Source organism: Myxococcus xanthus (assembly GCF_013116825.1).
Classification (GTDB): Bacteria; Myxococcota; Myxococcia; order Myxococcales; family Myxococcaceae; genus Myxococcus; species Myxococcus xanthus_B.
Genome location: NZ_JABFNS010000005.1, coordinates 24,477 through 39,899, shown reverse-complemented (window position 1 = coordinate 39,899; position 15,423 = coordinate 24,477). Strand labels below are relative to the sequence as shown.

Sequence of the window (15,423 nt, the reverse complement as noted above, 5' to 3'; positions counted from 1 at the left end):
GGCCCGTTCAGCGGGCCGACACTCACCGGCCGTACTTGGGGCCTACAGGGTGCGCTGGGCGTACAGCCCCGTTAAACGACGTTGACAGCCCCCCCTGGGCTGGCAGATTCCGCGCCCGTTGGCGGCTGACAACCGCCCGTTTTCCAAAGGTTTCAGGTGTCCTGATGAGCGTTACCCAGGCCGACATCCTCGCTGCGATGTCGAAGGTGATGGATCCCGAGCTTCACATCGATCTCGTGAAGGCGGGAATGGTGAAGGACATCCACGTCAGTGGGGACACCGCGAAACTCAAGATCGAGCTCACCACGCCTGCCTGCCCCATGAAGGGGAAGATCCAGGCCGACTCCGAGGCCGCCCTCAAGGCCGTCCCCGGCCTCAAGTCCTTCGACATCGAGTGGGGCGCCCGGGTCCGCCCGGCCGGCGGGGGCATGCCCGCTGGCGCGCTGCTCCCTCAGGTCAAGAACATCATCCTCGTCGGCGCGGGGAAGGGCGGGGTGGGCAAGTCCACCGTCGCCCTCAACCTCGCCACGGCCCTGGCCCAGCACGGCGCCAAGGTGGGCCTGCTCGACGCGGACTTCTATGGCCCCTCCGTCCCCCTGATGACCGGCCTGGGCGACAAGCGCCCCGTCAGCCCGGACGGCAAGTCGCTCAACCCGCTCGAGGCTCACGGCCTCAAGGTCATGTCCATCGGCTTCCTCGTGGAGGCCGACCAGGCGCTCATCTGGCGCGGTCCCATGCTCCACGGCGCGCTGATGCAGCTCGTCCGGGACGTGAACTGGGGCGAGCTCGACTACCTCGTCCTCGACCTGCCGCCCGGCACCGGCGACGTGGCGCTCACGCTGTCCCAGTCCGTCCGGGCCGCGGGCGCCGTGCTCGTCACCACGCCGCAGGACGTGGCGCTCGCGGACGTGGTTCGCGCCAAGCAGATGTTCGACAAGGTCCACATCCCCGTGCTGGGCATCGTGGAGAACATGAGCCAGTTCGTCTGCCCGAACTGCTCGCACACCACGGCCATCTTCAACCACGGCGGCGGCCGCAAGGCCGCGCAGATGTTCGGGATTCCATTCCTCGGTGAAATCCCGCTGGACCTGAAGGTGCGGGAGTCTGGAGACTCCGGCGTTCCGGTGGTCGTGGGTGCCAAGGACAGCCCGGAGGCGAAGGCCTTCCAGGAAGTCGCGCGGAACGTCGCGGGGCGCGTGTCCGCTCAGAGCATCAAGAGCGTTCCGCTGCCGGTGATGCAGGCCCGCTAACTATCGAGGAGACATCATGGCCCCGGCCGGCAACGACGACTTCCCGCCCGATCCGCTGCTCGACGAAGACGAACGGCAGGACCGCTCCAGTGGCTCCAACGGGCCCGCGGGCTTCGTTCCGGAGTTCGTCCGCCGCATGGCCGTGGCCGGCCTGGGTGCCCTCTTCATGACGGAAGAGGGCATCCGCAACCTCGCGGGCCAGCTCAAACTCCCCAAGGAAGCCCTGGGCTTCATCCTCGGCCAGGCCGAGAAGACCAAGGACGAGGTGACGCGCGCCGTCACCGAGGAACTCCGCCGCTTCCTCCAGTCCGAGAAGCTCCGCGACGAGTTCCTCAAGCTCATGTCCGGCATGACGGTGGAGATCAAGGCGCAGATCCGCCTGGTGCCTCCCGAGAAGGAGGAGAAGCCCTCCGAGTCGGAAGCCCCCACCAGGTCCCGCCGGTCCGCCACGCCCAGCGTGGTCATCTCCGAGCTCAACGCGAAGCGCCCCAGCGCGAAGCGCACCAAGAAGGAGTAACGGTGGCGGACACGCCCCCTCCCGCTGAGTCCCCCTCGAGCGCCGCGCCGCCTCCGCGCCCGAACGAACGGAAGAGCGCGCTGGCCAAGCGGCTGCCGCTGCTCCTGCTCGTCGCCCTCGGCCTCTACCTGTGGCAGGTGACGGGCACCCCCGAGCGCGACGTCGCCTTCCAGCTCGCGGGTCCGGGCTGGGCCTCCGTGCGCGCCGTGGACCTGCAGATCTCCGACCCGGAAGGCCAGCTCCTCAAGCGCGAGGAGCGGTTCTTCCCCTCGGGACCACCGCCTGAGCTCACGTACAAGGTGGACCTGCCCGAGGGCACCTGGGACGCGGCGCTCTTCGTGAAACGTGAGGGCAGCGACGCCCGTGTGCGCCTGGAGACGGAGCTCGTCGTCGGCGAAGGGCAGTACATCGTCCAGCAGCTTCAGTTGCCCGCCGCAGTTCGTTGACCGACCTGGGGGCGTGGGCTAAGGCCGCCCGCACAACGTTCTTCACACTTTCCGACCCAAGAGGTGCGTACACGCCATGGCAACGGAACACATTGTCGTCGTCGGGGCAGGGCAGATGGGCGCGGGCATCGCGCAGGTGGCACTCGTCGCGGGCCTTCGCGTCACGCTGGCGGACGTCTCCGAAGCGGGGCTCGCCAAGGGCGCTGACCGCATCCGCGCCGGCCTGAAGAAGCTGGTGGAGAAGGGCAAGCTCGACGCCGCCAAGCAGCAGGCGGCCGAGGCCAACCTCGTCACCGTGACGAAGGTCACCGACGCCAAGGACGTGGACTTCGCCGTCGAGGCCGTGACGGAGAGCGAGGGCCTCAAGCGCGGCATCTTCCTGGACCTGGACGAAATCGTGCGCCCGGGCGGCGTGCTCGCCACCAACACGTCGTCCATCCCCATCACCCGGATCGCCGCGTATACCAAGCGCCCCGAGTCCGTCATCGGCATGCACTTCATGAACCCGGTGCCGGTGATGCAGCTCGTGGAGATCATCCGCGGCGCCGCCACGTCCGATGAGACGTACGCCACCACGCGGGCCCTCGCGGAGAAGATGGGCAAGACGACGGTGGTCTCCAAGGACTACCCGGGCTTCATCGTCAACCGCATCCTCATCCCCATGCTCAACGAGGCCTGCTTCGCCGTCATGGAGGGCCTGGGCTCCGTCGAGGACATCGACACCGCGATGAAGCTGGGCACCAACCAGCCCATGGGCCCGTTGCAGTTGGCGGACTTCATCGGCCTGGACACCGTGCTCTACATCGCCGAGGTGCTCCACAAGGGCCTGGGCGACCCCAAGTACCGCCCCAGCCCCCTGCTGCGGCAGTACGTGGAGGCCGGCTGGTACGGCAAGAAGAACGGCCGCGGCTTCTACAAGTACTGAGCCTCGCGGTTACCCACTTCCACCCCAGGAGCCTCGAACATGGCCTACGAGAACATCCGGCTGGAGCAGGAGGGCGCCATCGCGACCCTCTTCATCGACCGCCCCAAGGCGCTCAACGCCCTCAATACGAAGACGCTGCAGGAGCTCGAGTCCGCGCTGAAGTCCCTTCCCGCGGACGTGCGCGTCCTCATCGTCACCGGCGGCGGCGAGAAGGCCTTCGTCGCGGGCGCGGACATCGCGGAGATGGCCGCGCTCACCGACGCGCAGGCCCAGGAGTTCGGCGCCCTGGGGCACCGGGTCATGGCCGCGCTGGAGGCGCTGCCCATTCCGACCATCGCGGCCGTGAATGGCTTCGCGCTCGGCGGCGGCTCCGAGCTGGCCCTGGCCTGTGACTTCATCTACGCCTCCGAGAAGGCCAAGCTCGGCCTGCCGGAAGTCGGCCTGGGCGTCATCCCCGGCTTCGGCGGCACCCAGCGCCTCACCCGCGTGGTGGGCCGCGCCCGCGCCAAGGAGCTCATCTTCACCGGCGACCGCATCGACGCGGCGAAGGCGAAGGAGATTGGCATGGTGCTGGAGGTCCTCCCCGCGGACGGCCTGCTCGCGCACTGCCGCGCCGTGGCGGAGAAGATCCTCAAGAACAGCCCGCTGGCCATCTCCAAGGCCAAGCAGGTCATCGAGGCCGGCGCCGACCAGGACCTGCGCGCGGCGAACGACATCGAGCGCAAGGCCTTCGGCGACCTGTTCGGCTCCGAGGACCAGCGCGAAGGCATGAAGGCCTTCCTGGAGAAGCGCCCCGCGACCTTCACCGGGAAGTAGCGCGGTGAAGGGGCTCGCGGCCGGGGGACTGCTGGCGTGTCTCCTGGCCGCCGCGCCGGCCCAGGCTTCGGACGAAGGTGAGGACGACGACGGGCGGGCCCCCGTGCTGGTGTCCTGGAAGCGCTCGCTGTGCCTCTACACGGGCTGCTTCCTGGACCCGCTCGTGCCCGACGTCCGCTACGAGTGGGGGCCGGATGCCCAGGAGGGTTGGGTCCTGTCCTGGCCCATCCACCCGTGGGCCCTGCCGGCGCTGGACGTGCCAGGGCCCACGCTGGTGGTGTCGCCGTTCCTGGAGCCTCAGCTCCGGCTGGGACGGACGGCCTTCCGGATGCTCGCCGGGGCACGGGTGTATGCGTTTCCTGACGCAGCGCGCTTTGGAGTGTTGGCCGAAGGCGCGGGGCTGTGGGGGCGGGACGGTTCGGGCGGCGTGGCCGGGCTGGGGTTGTCCTATGACTTCGTCGAGCGGCACCCGGACACGGTGCCGTGGACCCTGTCCGTGGTCGTGCGGCGGGCATGGACGGGGGAGGGGAACCGGCTGGACGTCAGCCTCGACGTCACGGTGCCCCTCAATATGTTCTGGGGTACTCCCGGGGAATCCCGGGTCTCAGGCGACCGGACGGTGTCTCACCGGCACGCCACGGCGCGCTTCCGCGCGCGCGCCGCGTCTTCGCTGTTCCAGAGGGAAGCCCCTCATATTATGGAGGTTCCATGAACTTCGAGTTGACCGACATCCAGCGTGAAATCCAGCGGATGACCCGCGAGTTCGCGGCCAAGGAGCTCATCCCCAACGCCCGCAAGTGGGACGAGCACCACGCCTGGCCGACGGACGCGGTGAAGAAGCTCGCCGAGCTGTCCCTGCTGGGCGTGGCCGTTCCCGAGCAGAACGGCGGCGCCGGGCTCGACAACGTCTGTTACGCCATCGCCATGGAGGAGATCAGCCGCGGCTGTGCATCCACCGGCGTCATCATGAGCGTGAACAACTCGCTCTACTGCGATCCGATCATGAAGTACGGCACGGACGCGCAGAAGGAGCAGTTCCTGGCGCCCTTCGCCCGGGGCGAGAAGCTGGGCTGCTTCGGCCTCACCGAGCCCGAGGCCGGCAGCGACGCCGCCGCGCAGAAGACGGTCGCCGTGCGCAAGGGTGACGAGTACGTCATCAACGGCTCGAAGAACTGGATCACCAACGGCCCCAAGGCCGACGCCATCGTCCTGATGACGATGACCAACAAGGAAGCGGGCCACAAGGGCATCACCGCGTTCATGGTCCCCACGGACACCCCGGGGTTCATCCGCGCCGAGCCGGACAAGAAGATGGGCATCAGCGCCGCCTGGTCCTGCTCCATGTTCTTCGAGGACATGCGCGTGCCGGCCAAATACATGCTCGGCAAGGAAGGCGAGGGCTTCAAGATCGCCATGAGCACGCTGGACGGCGGCCGCATCGGCATCGCGTCGCAGGCGCTGGGCATCGCGCGCGCGGCGTACGAGGAGGCGGTGCGCTACTCCGGTGAGCGCAAGTCCTTCGGCAAGCCCATCCGCGAGCACCAGGCCATCCAGTTCATGATCGCCGACATGGCCACGGAGATCGACGCGGCCCGGCTGCTCGTGTGGCGGGCGGCCCTGCAGAAGGACAAGGGCGTGCGCCACAGCGCGGAGAGCGCCATGGCCAAGCTGTACGCCAGCGAGATGGCCAGCCGCGTGGCGAACAAGGCCCTGCAGGTGCACGGCGGCATGGGCTACAGCAAGGAGATGGACGTGGAGCGCCACGTGCGCGACGCGCGCATCACGGAGATCTACGAGGGGACGAGCGAGATCCAGCGCATCGTCATCGCCGCCAACCTGCTGAGGGAGTAACCGTCATGACCCGAGCGCTTCTCTCCGCAGTCGTCCTGGCCTCGGCGGTTGCGCTCGCGCAGGGCGCCGCCCCCGCGAAGGCGCCCGCTGGCGGCAAGCCCGCCGCCACGACGCCGGCCCCCGCCAAGCGCGACGGGCCGGACGTCGAGCGGATGCCCTTCACGCCCGACTCCATCCGTCAGGTCGTCCAGTACCACCAGCGCCGCATCCAGGAGTGCTACGAAGACCACATGGCGGAGAAGGACCGGACGGTGGAGGGGCGGCTGATGACGACCTTCACCATCGACGCCAACGGCCTGGTGAAGGACGCCCGAGTGGTGAAGAAGACCAGCACGCTCAAGGACCCGAGCCTGCACGACTGCGTCCAGGCCGTCCTGTCGTCCATGACCTTCCCGAAGCCTCCGGATGGCACGGACCGCCCCATCGAGTACCCGTTCAACCTCAAGGCCATCGAGTAGGACAACCGCCGTGAACCTCGAGCTCACCGAGACGCAGACCCTCATCCGCGACACCGCGCGCAAGTTCGCTCGCGAGCGCGTGGCCCCCCTGGCCCGGACACTGGACCGCGAAGAGCGCTTTCCCACGGACCTCTTCCGGCAGCTGGGCGAGATGGGGCTGCTGGGGGTGAACCTCCCGGCGCGCTATGGCGGTTCGGAGGCCGGCGTGGTGGCCTATGCGCTGGCGATGATGGAGATGGCCGCGGCCGACGCGTCTACGTCGGTGGCCATGGCCGTCACCAACATGTGCGGCGAGCTCATCAACGCGTTCGGCACCGACGCGCAGCGCGAGAAGTACGTGACGCGGCTGGCGTCCGGTGAGGCCATCGCGGGCTCGTTCGCGCTGTCCGAGCCCCATGCGGGCTCCGACCCCGGCGCGCTGCGCACCACCGCGGTGCGGCGCGGGGACGTGTGGGTCCTCAACGGCAGCAAGCAGTGGATCACCTCCGGCGCGCACGCGGGGGTGATGGTGGTGTGGGCGCGCACGTCCCCCGCCGGCAACAAGGGCCTGTCGTGCTTCATCGTCGAAGGCGGGACGAAGGGGCTCATCATCGGCAAGCACGAGGACAAGATGGGCCTGCGCTCCTCGAACACGGTGTCGCTCACGTTCGAGGACTGCGAGGTTCCGGCGGAGAACCTGCTGGGCGCCGAAGGGCAGGGCTTCAAGCTGGCCATGGTGGCGCTGGACGGTGGGCGCATTGGCATCGCGGCGCAGGCCTGTGGCGTGGGGCGCGCGGCGCTCGAGGCGACCGTGGCCTACGTGAAGGACCGCCAGGCGTTCGGCCAGCCCATTGGCGAGTTCCAGGGCCCGCGCTTCATGCTCGCGGACATGCAGACGCAGTTGGAGGCGGCGGAGCTGCTGACGCTGCGCGCGGCGTCGATGAAGGAGAAGGGCCAGCCGTTCTCCCGCGAGGCCTCCATGGCGAAGCTCTTCGCCAGCGAGATGAGCAACAAGGTGGCTGACAAGGCCGTGCAGCTCCACGGCGGCTACGGCTACATCGACGAGTTCCCGGTGGAGCGGTTCTTCCGCGACGCCCGCGTGCAGACCATCTACGAAGGCACCAGCGAGGTGCAGCGGATGGTGATCGCCCGCGAGAGCTTCAAGCTCCAGGGCTGACGGCCGGGAAGACATCCGGGGCCGTCGGCGGTTGAGCGCGGCCCGGAGTTGGCCCTGGAATTTCAGGGCCTTGGCCGCTCGTTCGGACACCAGCCTGGGGGCAGGCATCCTGCGGAACGGGGCTGCGCGACAGGGCAGGCGTTCTTAACTAGGAGCCATTGACAGCTCCGGGGTAGGACATCCACCCAACAGCACAGGGGGCACGAGCTCGCTTGACTACCGGAATCACCGGTGTCTAGGGTGCGCGGCTTCCATCAAATCAAGTCCTCAATGAGGAGGACGAACGTCACTGCCCGCTGCTCCCCGCAGGCCGCGACGGAAAAACCACCATCAGGGGGCAGTTGTACCGGTTTCAAAGGACTTCCATTTCATGCAGCAGAACGTGAACCAGCAGGTCGGGATGGACGGCGGCGACGAAGACTTTGCCGCAATGTTCGAGGCCTCGCTCAAGGAGCGCGGTGGTGACGGCATCCTGAAGGAAGGGGAGATCGTCAAGGGCACCGTGGTCCAGGTGACGAAGGACTTCGCGATTGTCGACATCGGCTACAAGTCCGAGGGACAGGTCCCGATCTCCGAGTTCACCAACCCTCGCGGAGAGGTCTCGGTTCAGGCCGGTGACCCCGTCGAGGTCCTCCTGGAGAGCCGCGAGAACGACACCGGCATGGTCGTCCTCTCCAAGGAGAAGGCCGACAAGATGCGCATCTGGGACGAGATCAGCGCCGCCTGCGAGCGCGATGAGATCGTCAAGGGCACCATCGTCGGTCGCGTGAAGGGCGGCCTGTCCGTCGACATCGGCGTGAAGGCGTTCCTGCCCGGCTCGCAGGTTGACATCCGCCCCGTGCGGAACCTTGACCAGTACATCTCGAAGGAATTCGAGTTCAAGGTCATCAAGTTCAACAAGAAGCGCGGCAACATCGTCCTCTCCCGCCGCGTGCTCCTCGAGAAGCAGCGCGAGGAGATGAAGAAGGAGACCCTCAAGAACCTCAAGGAGGGTGCCGTCCTCAAGGGCGTGGTCAAGAACCTCACCGACTACGGTGCGTTCATCGACCTGGGCGGTATCGACGGTCTGCTCCACATCACGGACATGTCGTGGGGCCGCATCGGTCACCCGAGCGAGATGTTCAACGTGGGTGACGAGGTTCGCGTCGTCGTCCTCAAGTTCGACCCGACGCAGGAGCGCGTCAGCCTGGGCCTGAAGCAGATCCAGGAGGACCCGTGGCACCGCGCCGACGAGAAGTACCCGGTCGGCACGCGCGTGCGCGGCAAGGTCGTGTCCATCACGGACTACGGCGCGTTCATCGAGATCGAGCAGGGCGTCGAGGGTCTGGTGCACGTGTCCGAGATGTCCTGGACCAAGCGCCTCAAGCACCCGTCCAAGATCCTGGAGGTCGGCCAGGAGGTGGAGGCCGTCGTCCTGGACATCGATCCGAAGGCCAAGCGCATCGCGCTGGGCATGAAGCAGATCGAGCAGAACCCCTGGACGCTGCTCGAGGACAAGTACCCGATCGGCTCCGTCATCAAGGGTCAGATCCGCAACGTCACCGACTTCGGCGTGTTCGTCGGCGTCGAGGAGGGCGTGGACGGCCTGGTGCACGTCTCCGACATCTCCTGGACGGTGCGCATCAAGCACCCGGGCGAGATGTTCAAGAAGGGCGACGAAGTCGAGGCGGTGGTGCTCAACATCGACGTCGAGAACGAGCGCTTCAGCCTGGGCATCAAGCAGCTCCAGCCGGACCCCTGGGAGACGCTGTCCGAGCGCCTGCCCGTGGGCAGCCGCGTGAAGGGCAAGGTCACCAAGGTCACCGACTTCGGCGCGTTCGTGGAGATCGAGCCGGGCATCGAGGGCCTCGTCCACGTCTCCGAGCTGAAGGAGGAGCGTGTCGAGAACCCGCGTGACGTGGTGCAGGAGGCGCAGGATGTCGAGGTGAAGATCATCGACATCAACACCCCGGACCGGAAGGTCGCGCTGTCGATGAAGGCGCTGATCGGCGAGGGCGAGGATTACCGCGAGTACCTCCGCAAGCAGGCGGAAGGCTCGAAGGCGCGCCTCGGCGACGTGATGGCGAGCAAGCTGAAGAAGTAGTCTTCAGCCGCACGCGCCAGCACGGCGAGACGGCCGGGTTCCCGAGAGGGGGCCCGGCCGTTGCCGTTTCGGGGCGGGGCCTGCTATGGAGGTACCACGCGCTACGGGGCCGAGCGCGCGGGGGACAATCCATGTTTGTTCGTTCTGTTGCCTGGGGCCATTGCTCCGGGGTGGCCTGCGCACTCGTGCTGAGTGCGGTGTTTGCTTGTTCGGATGGAAGCAGCCCGAATCCCCCTGTGTCCCGCCCTCCGGGCCAGGCACGCATCGAGGCCCCCGTCGTAGGGCTCACGGCGGGATTGCCGGGAGGCTTCCGGTGCATCGCGGAGGATCCGGACGGTGACGCGCTGACCTATGCGTTCGACTGGGGGCGCGCGAAGGCGGAAGTCAGCCTGTCCGAACGTGTTCCCAGCGGCACCGCCGGTGATGTGGCTCCCGTCTTCCAGACGAAGGGGCAGTTTTCGGCCCGCTGCCGCGCGGTCGATACCCACGGACAGTTGGGGGCGTGGTCCGAATACGCGCTCTTCGAAGTGCACCCGGCGCCACCGCTGGATGACGGGAAGCGGGAGCTCACGGTGGAGGTCTTTGGCCACGGGCGTGTGACGAGCACGCCGAGCGGCATCGACTGCACGTCCACCTGCAGCGCTCGCTTCGAGGTCGGAGCCGAAGTCACTCTGTCCGTAGAGCCACAGCCCGGCTGGCGCTTCACGGGGTTGCTGCGCTGTGGCACCGAGCGCGCGTCCCAGGTCGTCCGGGTCGACCACAACTATCATTGTGGGGCAGGGTTCGCCCGAAGGGAGGAGCAGGCCGTGGAGTGGCGCCAGACGGGCGCCTCCTACCCCAGCGATGCGTCGTGGGGCCCCGATGGCCGGCTGCTCGCGGTGTTGGATCAAAGGGGCTCGCGCGGCGGCCTGCGCATCTGGAATGCGGGCCTTGGGCAGGTTGCCCGCATCATCCACCAGGACTCCACTGACATCCGTTCGGTGTCCTGGGGCCCGCGGGACGAGGACCTGGCGGTGGGGCTCGCGGATGGGCGACTGGCCTTGATCGACCCGGCGACGGGAGCGTTCCACCAGACGTGGAGCGCCCACGCTGGGCCCGTGGTGGGGCTGGCCTGGTATGCGAGAGGAAATGAGCTGGCCAGCGTCAGCCACCCGGAGACAGGCGGCGCGGAGGTGCGCTTCTGGGCCGCGTCCTCGGGGACGGAGAGCCGGGCGCCGTTGCGGACGGCGCGCACCCTCCGGAAAATCCACTGGAGCCCGGATGGAGCGCGGGTTGCGTTGGAGATGGCGGGCGAGCAGGTGGAAATCCACAGTCTGGACCCCTGGGTGCAGGTCCACGAGGTGGGGCATGGCGACAGCTTCTCCTGGAGTCCGGACGGCGCTCGCTACGCCGTGGGGAGCTACCGGAACGTCCGGGTGTATGAGACGGCAACCCACGAGCTCCAGGCCTCCTGGTTTGGACCGTGGAGCGTGTCGTCCCGCATGGACTGGAGCCCAACCCAGGACTGGCTCGTCATCGTGGACCTGGTCCACTCCCTGACGGTCCTGAACGTCAACACCGGGAGGGTGGTCGCAAACAACACCGAGGTGCCCCCCAATCCGTTGGACGCCCTGGGCTTCAGCGCCGTGCGCTTCCACCCGGTCCACGACTCGTTCGTCGCGGTGGCCCGCAGGCCCGCGTCGGTCTCCACCTTCAGCGTGGACGCGCAGCAGTCGCGGCTGCTGCGCCACGAGTTGGTGGCCCATTCGTCCGCGATCAACGCCACGAAGTGGAGCCCGGCGGGGAACCGGCTGGCGTCAGCGGGCGACGACGGAAAGGTCCGGCTCTGGGGCGCCGCGGGCCAGGCGCTGGCGACTTTGGACGGTCACGAGGGCAAGACGGTCCGCGCGCTCGGATGGGACGCGAGCGGCGCACGGCTCGCGTCGGGGGGAAACGATGGACGCATCTGCCTCTGGGACGTCGAGCAGGGCCGCCTGACGCAGCCGCCGCTGCAGATGATGCAACGGGCGCAGGGTCATCCACCCACGGTGGCGCACGTCGCGCTGAGTCCGGACGGCCGCACGCTGGCGAGCGCGGGCGCGACACTGTTTCTCACGGGAAGCATGACCAGCGTCCAGGTCTGGGACGTCGCTTCGCGCACGGAGCTACTCAACATCCCAGAGACGGACAGCCCCGTCGTGGAGCTGGGATGGACGCCGGACAGCCAGTCGCTGATCATCGTCTACACCCACGCAGCCTGGGATGTCTGGAACCGCAGCTCCGGGGTGCTCAAGCGCGTGGAGTCCGCCCCGGAAATCCTGACCACCGCGGCGCTCAGTCCTGATGGAACCCGGTTGGCATGCAGCGACCGGCTGGGGGTGTCCGTCCTGGATGTGGGGACGGGGGCTGTCATCGCGGAGACCCCCACGTGGACCACGCAACTGGCCCTGGCGTGGCATCCGGACGGCTCGCGCTTCTCAGGTGGCGGTGCGGAGCGGCTCGTCTTCGACTGGCAGGTACATGAGCGCGGCTATCTTCTGCCCAGCGTCATGGGGGCCCACGACAGCATGGTCCTGGGCGCATCATGGCGCGGGGACGGCGCGGTCCTCACCACAGGTGGCGCGGACATGGCGCTGGTCACCTGGCGCGCCCGCTAGGAACCGTCCGACCGGTCGGGCGGGCATGGGCCCGCCCAGCACACCGCCAGCCCTCGTCACTTCGCGCGGTTACGAGGGCTGGCGCGTTGCGTCGTGCACAGTGGACGCTCACGTCCGTGTGACGAGCAAGGATGCTTGAACTCAGGGAAGTGGCCGGTGATAAGGGCCCCCGACACTGTTATCGAAGAGCATCCGCACATCCTCAAGAGGAGGCAGGTTTCATGGCTCGTGACGTCGTCATCGTGGGCGCGGCCCGTACCCCCATTGGTGCCTTTCAGGGCGCGCTCGCCAAGCTGACGGCCCCGCAGCTGGGCGCGATCGCGATCAAGGCGGCCCTGGAGCGCGCGGGCGTGAAGCCCGAGGCCGTTCAGGAAGTCATCATGGGCTGTGTGCTCACCGCGGGCGTCGGCCAGGCGCCTGCTCGCCAGGCGGCCATCTTCGCCGGCCTACCGGAGACGGTTCCCGCCACCACGCTCAACAAGGTCTGTGGCTCCGGCCTCAAGGCCGTCAGCGCGGGCGCGCAGGCCATTGCCCTGGGCGAAGCGGACGTCGTCGTCGTGGGCGGCATGGAGTCCATGAGCAACGCGCCGTACATCAGCCACACGATGCGTGGCGGCGCGCGCATGGGCAACGTGGAGTTCAAGGACGCGATGATCCTCGACGGCCTCTGGGACGTGTACGGCAACGTCCACATGGGCATCTGCGCCGAGGAGTGCGCCACGACGCAGGACATCAGCCGCTCGCAGCAGGACGAGTACGCGCTGGAGTCTACGCGCCGCGCCATCCAGGCCCAGAAGGAAGGCCTGTTCAAGGCGGAGATCGTCCCGGTCCAGATTCCGGGCAAGAAGCCGGAGGACGTCGTCACCGTCTCCGACGACGAGGGTCCCCGCAACGCGAAGCCGGACAAGATTCCGGGCCTGAAGCCGGTGTTCAAGAAGGACGGCACGGTGACGGCCGCCAACGCGTCCTCCATCAACGACGGCGCCGCGGCGCTGGTGCTGATGAGCGAGGAGCGCGCGAAGGCCGAGGGCCGCGCCATCCTGGGCCGCATCACGGGCTACGCCCAGGCGGCGCGCAAGCCGGTGGAGTTCACCATCGCCCCCACGGACGCCATCAACAAGCTGCTGAAGAAGCAGGGCATCAGCGCGGGTGACGTGGACCTCTGGGAGATCAACGAGGCGTTCGCGGTGGTGTCCATCGCGAACAACCGGCTGCTCGGCCTGGACGCGTCGAAGGTGAACGTGCGCGGCGGCGCGGTGGCGCTGGGTCACCCGATTGGCGCGTCCGGCGCGCGCGTGCTGGTGACGCTGCTGCAGACGATGCAGGACCTGGACAAGAAGCGTGGCGTCGCGTCGCTCTGCATCGGCGGCGGCGAGGGCATCGCGCTGATGGTGGAGCGCTGAACTTCCTCTCCCGATAGGGGAGGGGCACGGGGTAGGGGCCCGCCAAGGGCCGTCACCCCGTTCGCACATGCGGGAGGGCGGATGAACAAGGTCTACGCGAACGCGGACGAGGCGGTCGCCGACATCCCGGATGGCTGCACGCTCATGAGCGGCGGCTTCGGGCTGTGCGGCAACCCGGAGAATCTCATCGAGGCACTTCACCGGAAGAACGTGAAGAACCTCACCATCATCTCCAACAACTGCGGCACCACCGAGCTGGGGCTCGGCATCCTGCTTCAGAACAAGCAGGTGAAGAAGATGGTGTCCAGCTACGTGGGAGAGAACAAGGAGTTCGAGCGGCAGTTCCTCTCCGGTGAGCTGGAGGTGGAGCTGAACCCGCAGGGCACCCTGGCCGAGCGCATCCGCGCGGGCGGCTGCGGCATTGGCGGCTTCTTCACCCCGACGGGCGCCGGCACCCAGGTGGCCGAAGGGAAGGAGACGCGCGTCATCGACGGGCGGCTGCACGTGCTGGAGACGCCGCTGAAGGCGGACTTCGCCATTGTCCGCGCGTGGAAGGCGGACCGCTGGGGCAACCTGGTGTTCCGCAAGACGGCGCGGAACTTCTCCCCGATGATGTGCATGGCGGCCAAGGTCACCATCGTCGAGGCGGAGCACATCGTGGAGCCCGGCGAACTGGACCCGGACCTGGTGCACATCCCGAGCATCTTCGTGAAGCGCATCGTCCAGGCGAAGAACCTCCAGAAGTGGATCGAGCGGCGCACCGTCCGCAAGTCGGCCTGAGGAGCCCAGCCATGCCACTGACTCGTGAACAGATTGCACAGCGCATCGCCCAGGAGCTGCAGGACGGCTTCTACGTCAACCTGGGTATCGGCATGCCCACCCTGGTGGCCAACTACATCCCGCCGGGCATGGACATCGTGCTCCAGTCGGAGAACGGCCTGCTGGGCATCGGCCCCTGGCCCGTGGAAGGCCAGGAGGATCCGGACCTCATCAACGCCGGGAAGGAGACGGTGACGGCGGTGCCCGGCGCCGCGTTCTTCGACTCGGCCCTCTCGTTCGGGATGATCCGCGGCGGCCACATCGACATGGCCGTGCTGGGCGCCATGGAGGTCAGCGAAGAGGGCGACCTGGCCAACTGGATGATCCCCGGAAAGATGATCAAGGGGATGGGCGGCGCCATGGACCTGGCCGTCGGTGCCCAGCGCATCTTCGTGGCCATGGAGCACGCCAACAAGGACGGCAAGCCCAAGATCCTCAAGAAGTGCTCGTTGCCGCTGACGGGCCTCAAGTGCATCCACCACATCGTCACGGACCACGCGTACATCGACGTGACGCCGCAGGGGCTCATCCTGCGCGAGGTGGCACCCGGAGTGACGGTGGAGCAGGTGCAGAAGCTCACCGAGCCGAAGCTGACGGTGGCCCCCGACGTCCGTGAGATGAAAGTCTGAGCGTGTGGGGATAAGGTGCACCGCCGCGGGCGTTGTACGAACCCCGCGGCGGAGCGCATCCCATGGCAGACAGTCCCAACACCTCGACCCCTCATCCCCGCGCGCCCCGTCTCGAGTACGAGCTGCCGGTGGCCTACCGCAGCGTCTCTGGCTTCGTCACCGACTGGGCGGTGAACCTGTCGAAGGGGGGCCTCTACATCAACACCGACAAGCCGTTGGCCGTGGACACGGTGGTGCGGCTGTTGGTGACGCTGCCCGGCGCGCACTTCCCCGTGGAGCTGAAGGGGCGGGTGACGCGCACCAATGCCGTGGGCGTGCCCGCGCCCCAGTCCCCAGGGATGGCGGTGGAGTTCCTGGACGTTGATGAAGACAAGCGAACGCGTATCGCGGAGTTCGTGGAGCGCCTGCGCTCGGAGCTCCCGCCCGAATAGCGC

Annotated in this window: 15 protein-coding genes; all 15 read left to right on the top strand. The window is 67.9% G+C overall.

Going from position 1 to position 15,423, the window contains the following annotated elements; translation table 11 throughout:
* Positions 1 to 164: 164 nt before the first annotated feature.
* The 15 genes from apbC (at position 165) to HNV26_RS02490 (ending at position 15,420) form a co-directional block, all read left to right on the top strand.
* Entirely contained in the window at positions 165 to 1,250 is a 1,086-nt protein-coding gene (apbC, locus tag HNV26_RS02560) for an iron-sulfur cluster carrier protein ApbC (protein WP_011553815.1), read from the top strand.
* A 16-nt stretch (positions 1,251 to 1,266) separates the two neighbouring features.
* Positions 1,267 to 1,767 (top strand): hypothetical protein, encoded by a 501-nt coding sequence (locus HNV26_RS02555; RefSeq protein WP_171439497.1) that lies wholly within the window; start codon positions 1,267 to 1,269, stop codon positions 1,765 to 1,767.
* Positions 1,768 to 1,769: 2 nt separating this feature from the next.
* On the top strand, positions 1,770 to 2,213 hold the full coding sequence (locus HNV26_RS02550; RefSeq protein ID WP_140862917.1) for a hypothetical protein: 444 nt from the start codon (positions 1,770 to 1,772) through the stop codon (positions 2,211 to 2,213).
* A 76-nt stretch (positions 2,214 to 2,289) separates the two neighbouring features.
* Positions 2,290 to 3,138, top strand: a complete 849-nt coding sequence (locus HNV26_RS02545; protein ID WP_140862915.1) for a 3-hydroxyacyl-CoA dehydrogenase family protein — start codon at positions 2,290 to 2,292, stop codon at positions 3,136 to 3,138.
* Between the two features lie 39 nt (positions 3,139 to 3,177).
* Positions 3,178 to 3,954: an enoyl-CoA hydratase-related protein gene (locus HNV26_RS02540; RefSeq protein WP_140798526.1), complete on the top strand. Its 777-nt coding sequence runs from the start codon at positions 3,178 to 3,180 to the stop codon at positions 3,952 to 3,954.
* Between the two features lie 4 nt (positions 3,955 to 3,958).
* Positions 3,959 to 4,666, top strand: coding sequence for a hypothetical protein (locus HNV26_RS02535; protein ID WP_171439496.1), 708 nt, complete (start codon positions 3,959 to 3,961; stop codon positions 4,664 to 4,666).
* Entirely contained in the window at positions 4,663 to 5,805 is a 1,143-nt protein-coding gene (locus HNV26_RS02530) for an acyl-CoA dehydrogenase (protein WP_011553809.1), read from the top strand. Before HNV26_RS02535 ends, HNV26_RS02530 begins: the two co-directional genes overlap by 4 nt.
* A 5-nt stretch (positions 5,806 to 5,810) precedes the next feature.
* Complete coding sequence (locus tag HNV26_RS02525; protein WP_171439495.1) at positions 5,811 to 6,263, top strand: AgmX/PglI C-terminal domain-containing protein; 453 nt, start codon at positions 5,811 to 5,813, stop codon at positions 6,261 to 6,263.
* 10 nt (positions 6,264 to 6,273) lie between these two features.
* Positions 6,274 to 7,419: an acyl-CoA dehydrogenase family protein gene (locus tag HNV26_RS02520; protein ID WP_090492665.1), complete on the top strand. Its 1,146-nt coding sequence runs from the start codon at positions 6,274 to 6,276 to the stop codon at positions 7,417 to 7,419.
* Between the two features lie 370 nt (positions 7,420 to 7,789).
* Positions 7,790 to 9,502: a 30S ribosomal protein S1 gene (locus tag HNV26_RS02515; protein WP_002639616.1), complete on the top strand. Its 1,713-nt coding sequence runs from the start codon at positions 7,790 to 7,792 to the stop codon at positions 9,500 to 9,502.
* Between the two features lie 236 nt (positions 9,503 to 9,738).
* Entirely contained in the window at positions 9,739 to 12,138 is a 2,400-nt protein-coding gene (locus HNV26_RS02510; protein WP_171439494.1) for a WD40 repeat domain-containing protein, read from the top strand.
* A 221-nt stretch (positions 12,139 to 12,359) separates the two neighbouring features.
* Entirely contained in the window at positions 12,360 to 13,541 is a 1,182-nt protein-coding gene (locus HNV26_RS02505; protein WP_171439493.1) for a thiolase family protein, read from the top strand.
* 81 nt (positions 13,542 to 13,622) lie between these two features.
* Entirely contained in the window at positions 13,623 to 14,321 is a 699-nt protein-coding gene (locus tag HNV26_RS02500) for a CoA transferase subunit A (protein WP_090492653.1), read from the top strand.
* 11 nt (positions 14,322 to 14,332) lie between these two features.
* Positions 14,333 to 14,989 carry a CoA transferase subunit B gene (locus HNV26_RS02495; RefSeq protein WP_011553802.1) on the top strand — a complete coding sequence of 219 codons (657 nt, stop codon included), beginning with the start codon at positions 14,333 to 14,335 and terminating at the stop codon, positions 14,987 to 14,989.
* A 62-nt stretch (positions 14,990 to 15,051) separates the two neighbouring features.
* Complete coding sequence (locus HNV26_RS02490; RefSeq protein ID WP_090492651.1) at positions 15,052 to 15,420, top strand: TIGR02266 family protein; 369 nt, start codon at positions 15,052 to 15,054, stop codon at positions 15,418 to 15,420.
* Positions 15,421 to 15,423: the final 3 nt, after the last annotated feature.

Coding starts and splice junctions, on each gene's coding strand:
- HNV26_RS02515 (WP_002639616.1), top strand. CDS start 7,790: ATGCAGCAGAACGTGAACCAGCAGGTCGGGATGGACGGCGGCGACGAA.
- HNV26_RS02500 (WP_090492653.1), top strand. CDS start 13,623: ATGAACAAGGTCTACGCGAACGCGGACGAGGCGGTCGCCGACATCCCG.
- HNV26_RS02505 (WP_171439493.1), top strand. CDS start 12,360: ATGGCTCGTGACGTCGTCATCGTGGGCGCGGCCCGTACCCCCATTGGT.
- HNV26_RS02525 (WP_171439495.1), top strand. CDS start 5,811: ATGACCCGAGCGCTTCTCTCCGCAGTCGTCCTGGCCTCGGCGGTTGCG.
- apbC (WP_011553815.1), top strand. CDS start 165: ATGAGCGTTACCCAGGCCGACATCCTCGCTGCGATGTCGAAGGTGATG.
- HNV26_RS02545 (WP_140862915.1), top strand. CDS start 2,290: ATGGCAACGGAACACATTGTCGTCGTCGGGGCAGGGCAGATGGGCGCG.
- HNV26_RS02490 (WP_090492651.1), top strand. CDS start 15,052: ATGGCAGACAGTCCCAACACCTCGACCCCTCATCCCCGCGCGCCCCGT.
- HNV26_RS02540 (WP_140798526.1), top strand. CDS start 3,178: ATGGCCTACGAGAACATCCGGCTGGAGCAGGAGGGCGCCATCGCGACC.
- HNV26_RS02555 (WP_171439497.1), top strand. CDS start 1,267: ATGGCCCCGGCCGGCAACGACGACTTCCCGCCCGATCCGCTGCTCGAC.
- HNV26_RS02495 (WP_011553802.1), top strand. CDS start 14,333: ATGCCACTGACTCGTGAACAGATTGCACAGCGCATCGCCCAGGAGCTG.
- HNV26_RS02530 (WP_011553809.1), top strand. CDS start 4,663: ATGAACTTCGAGTTGACCGACATCCAGCGTGAAATCCAGCGGATGACC.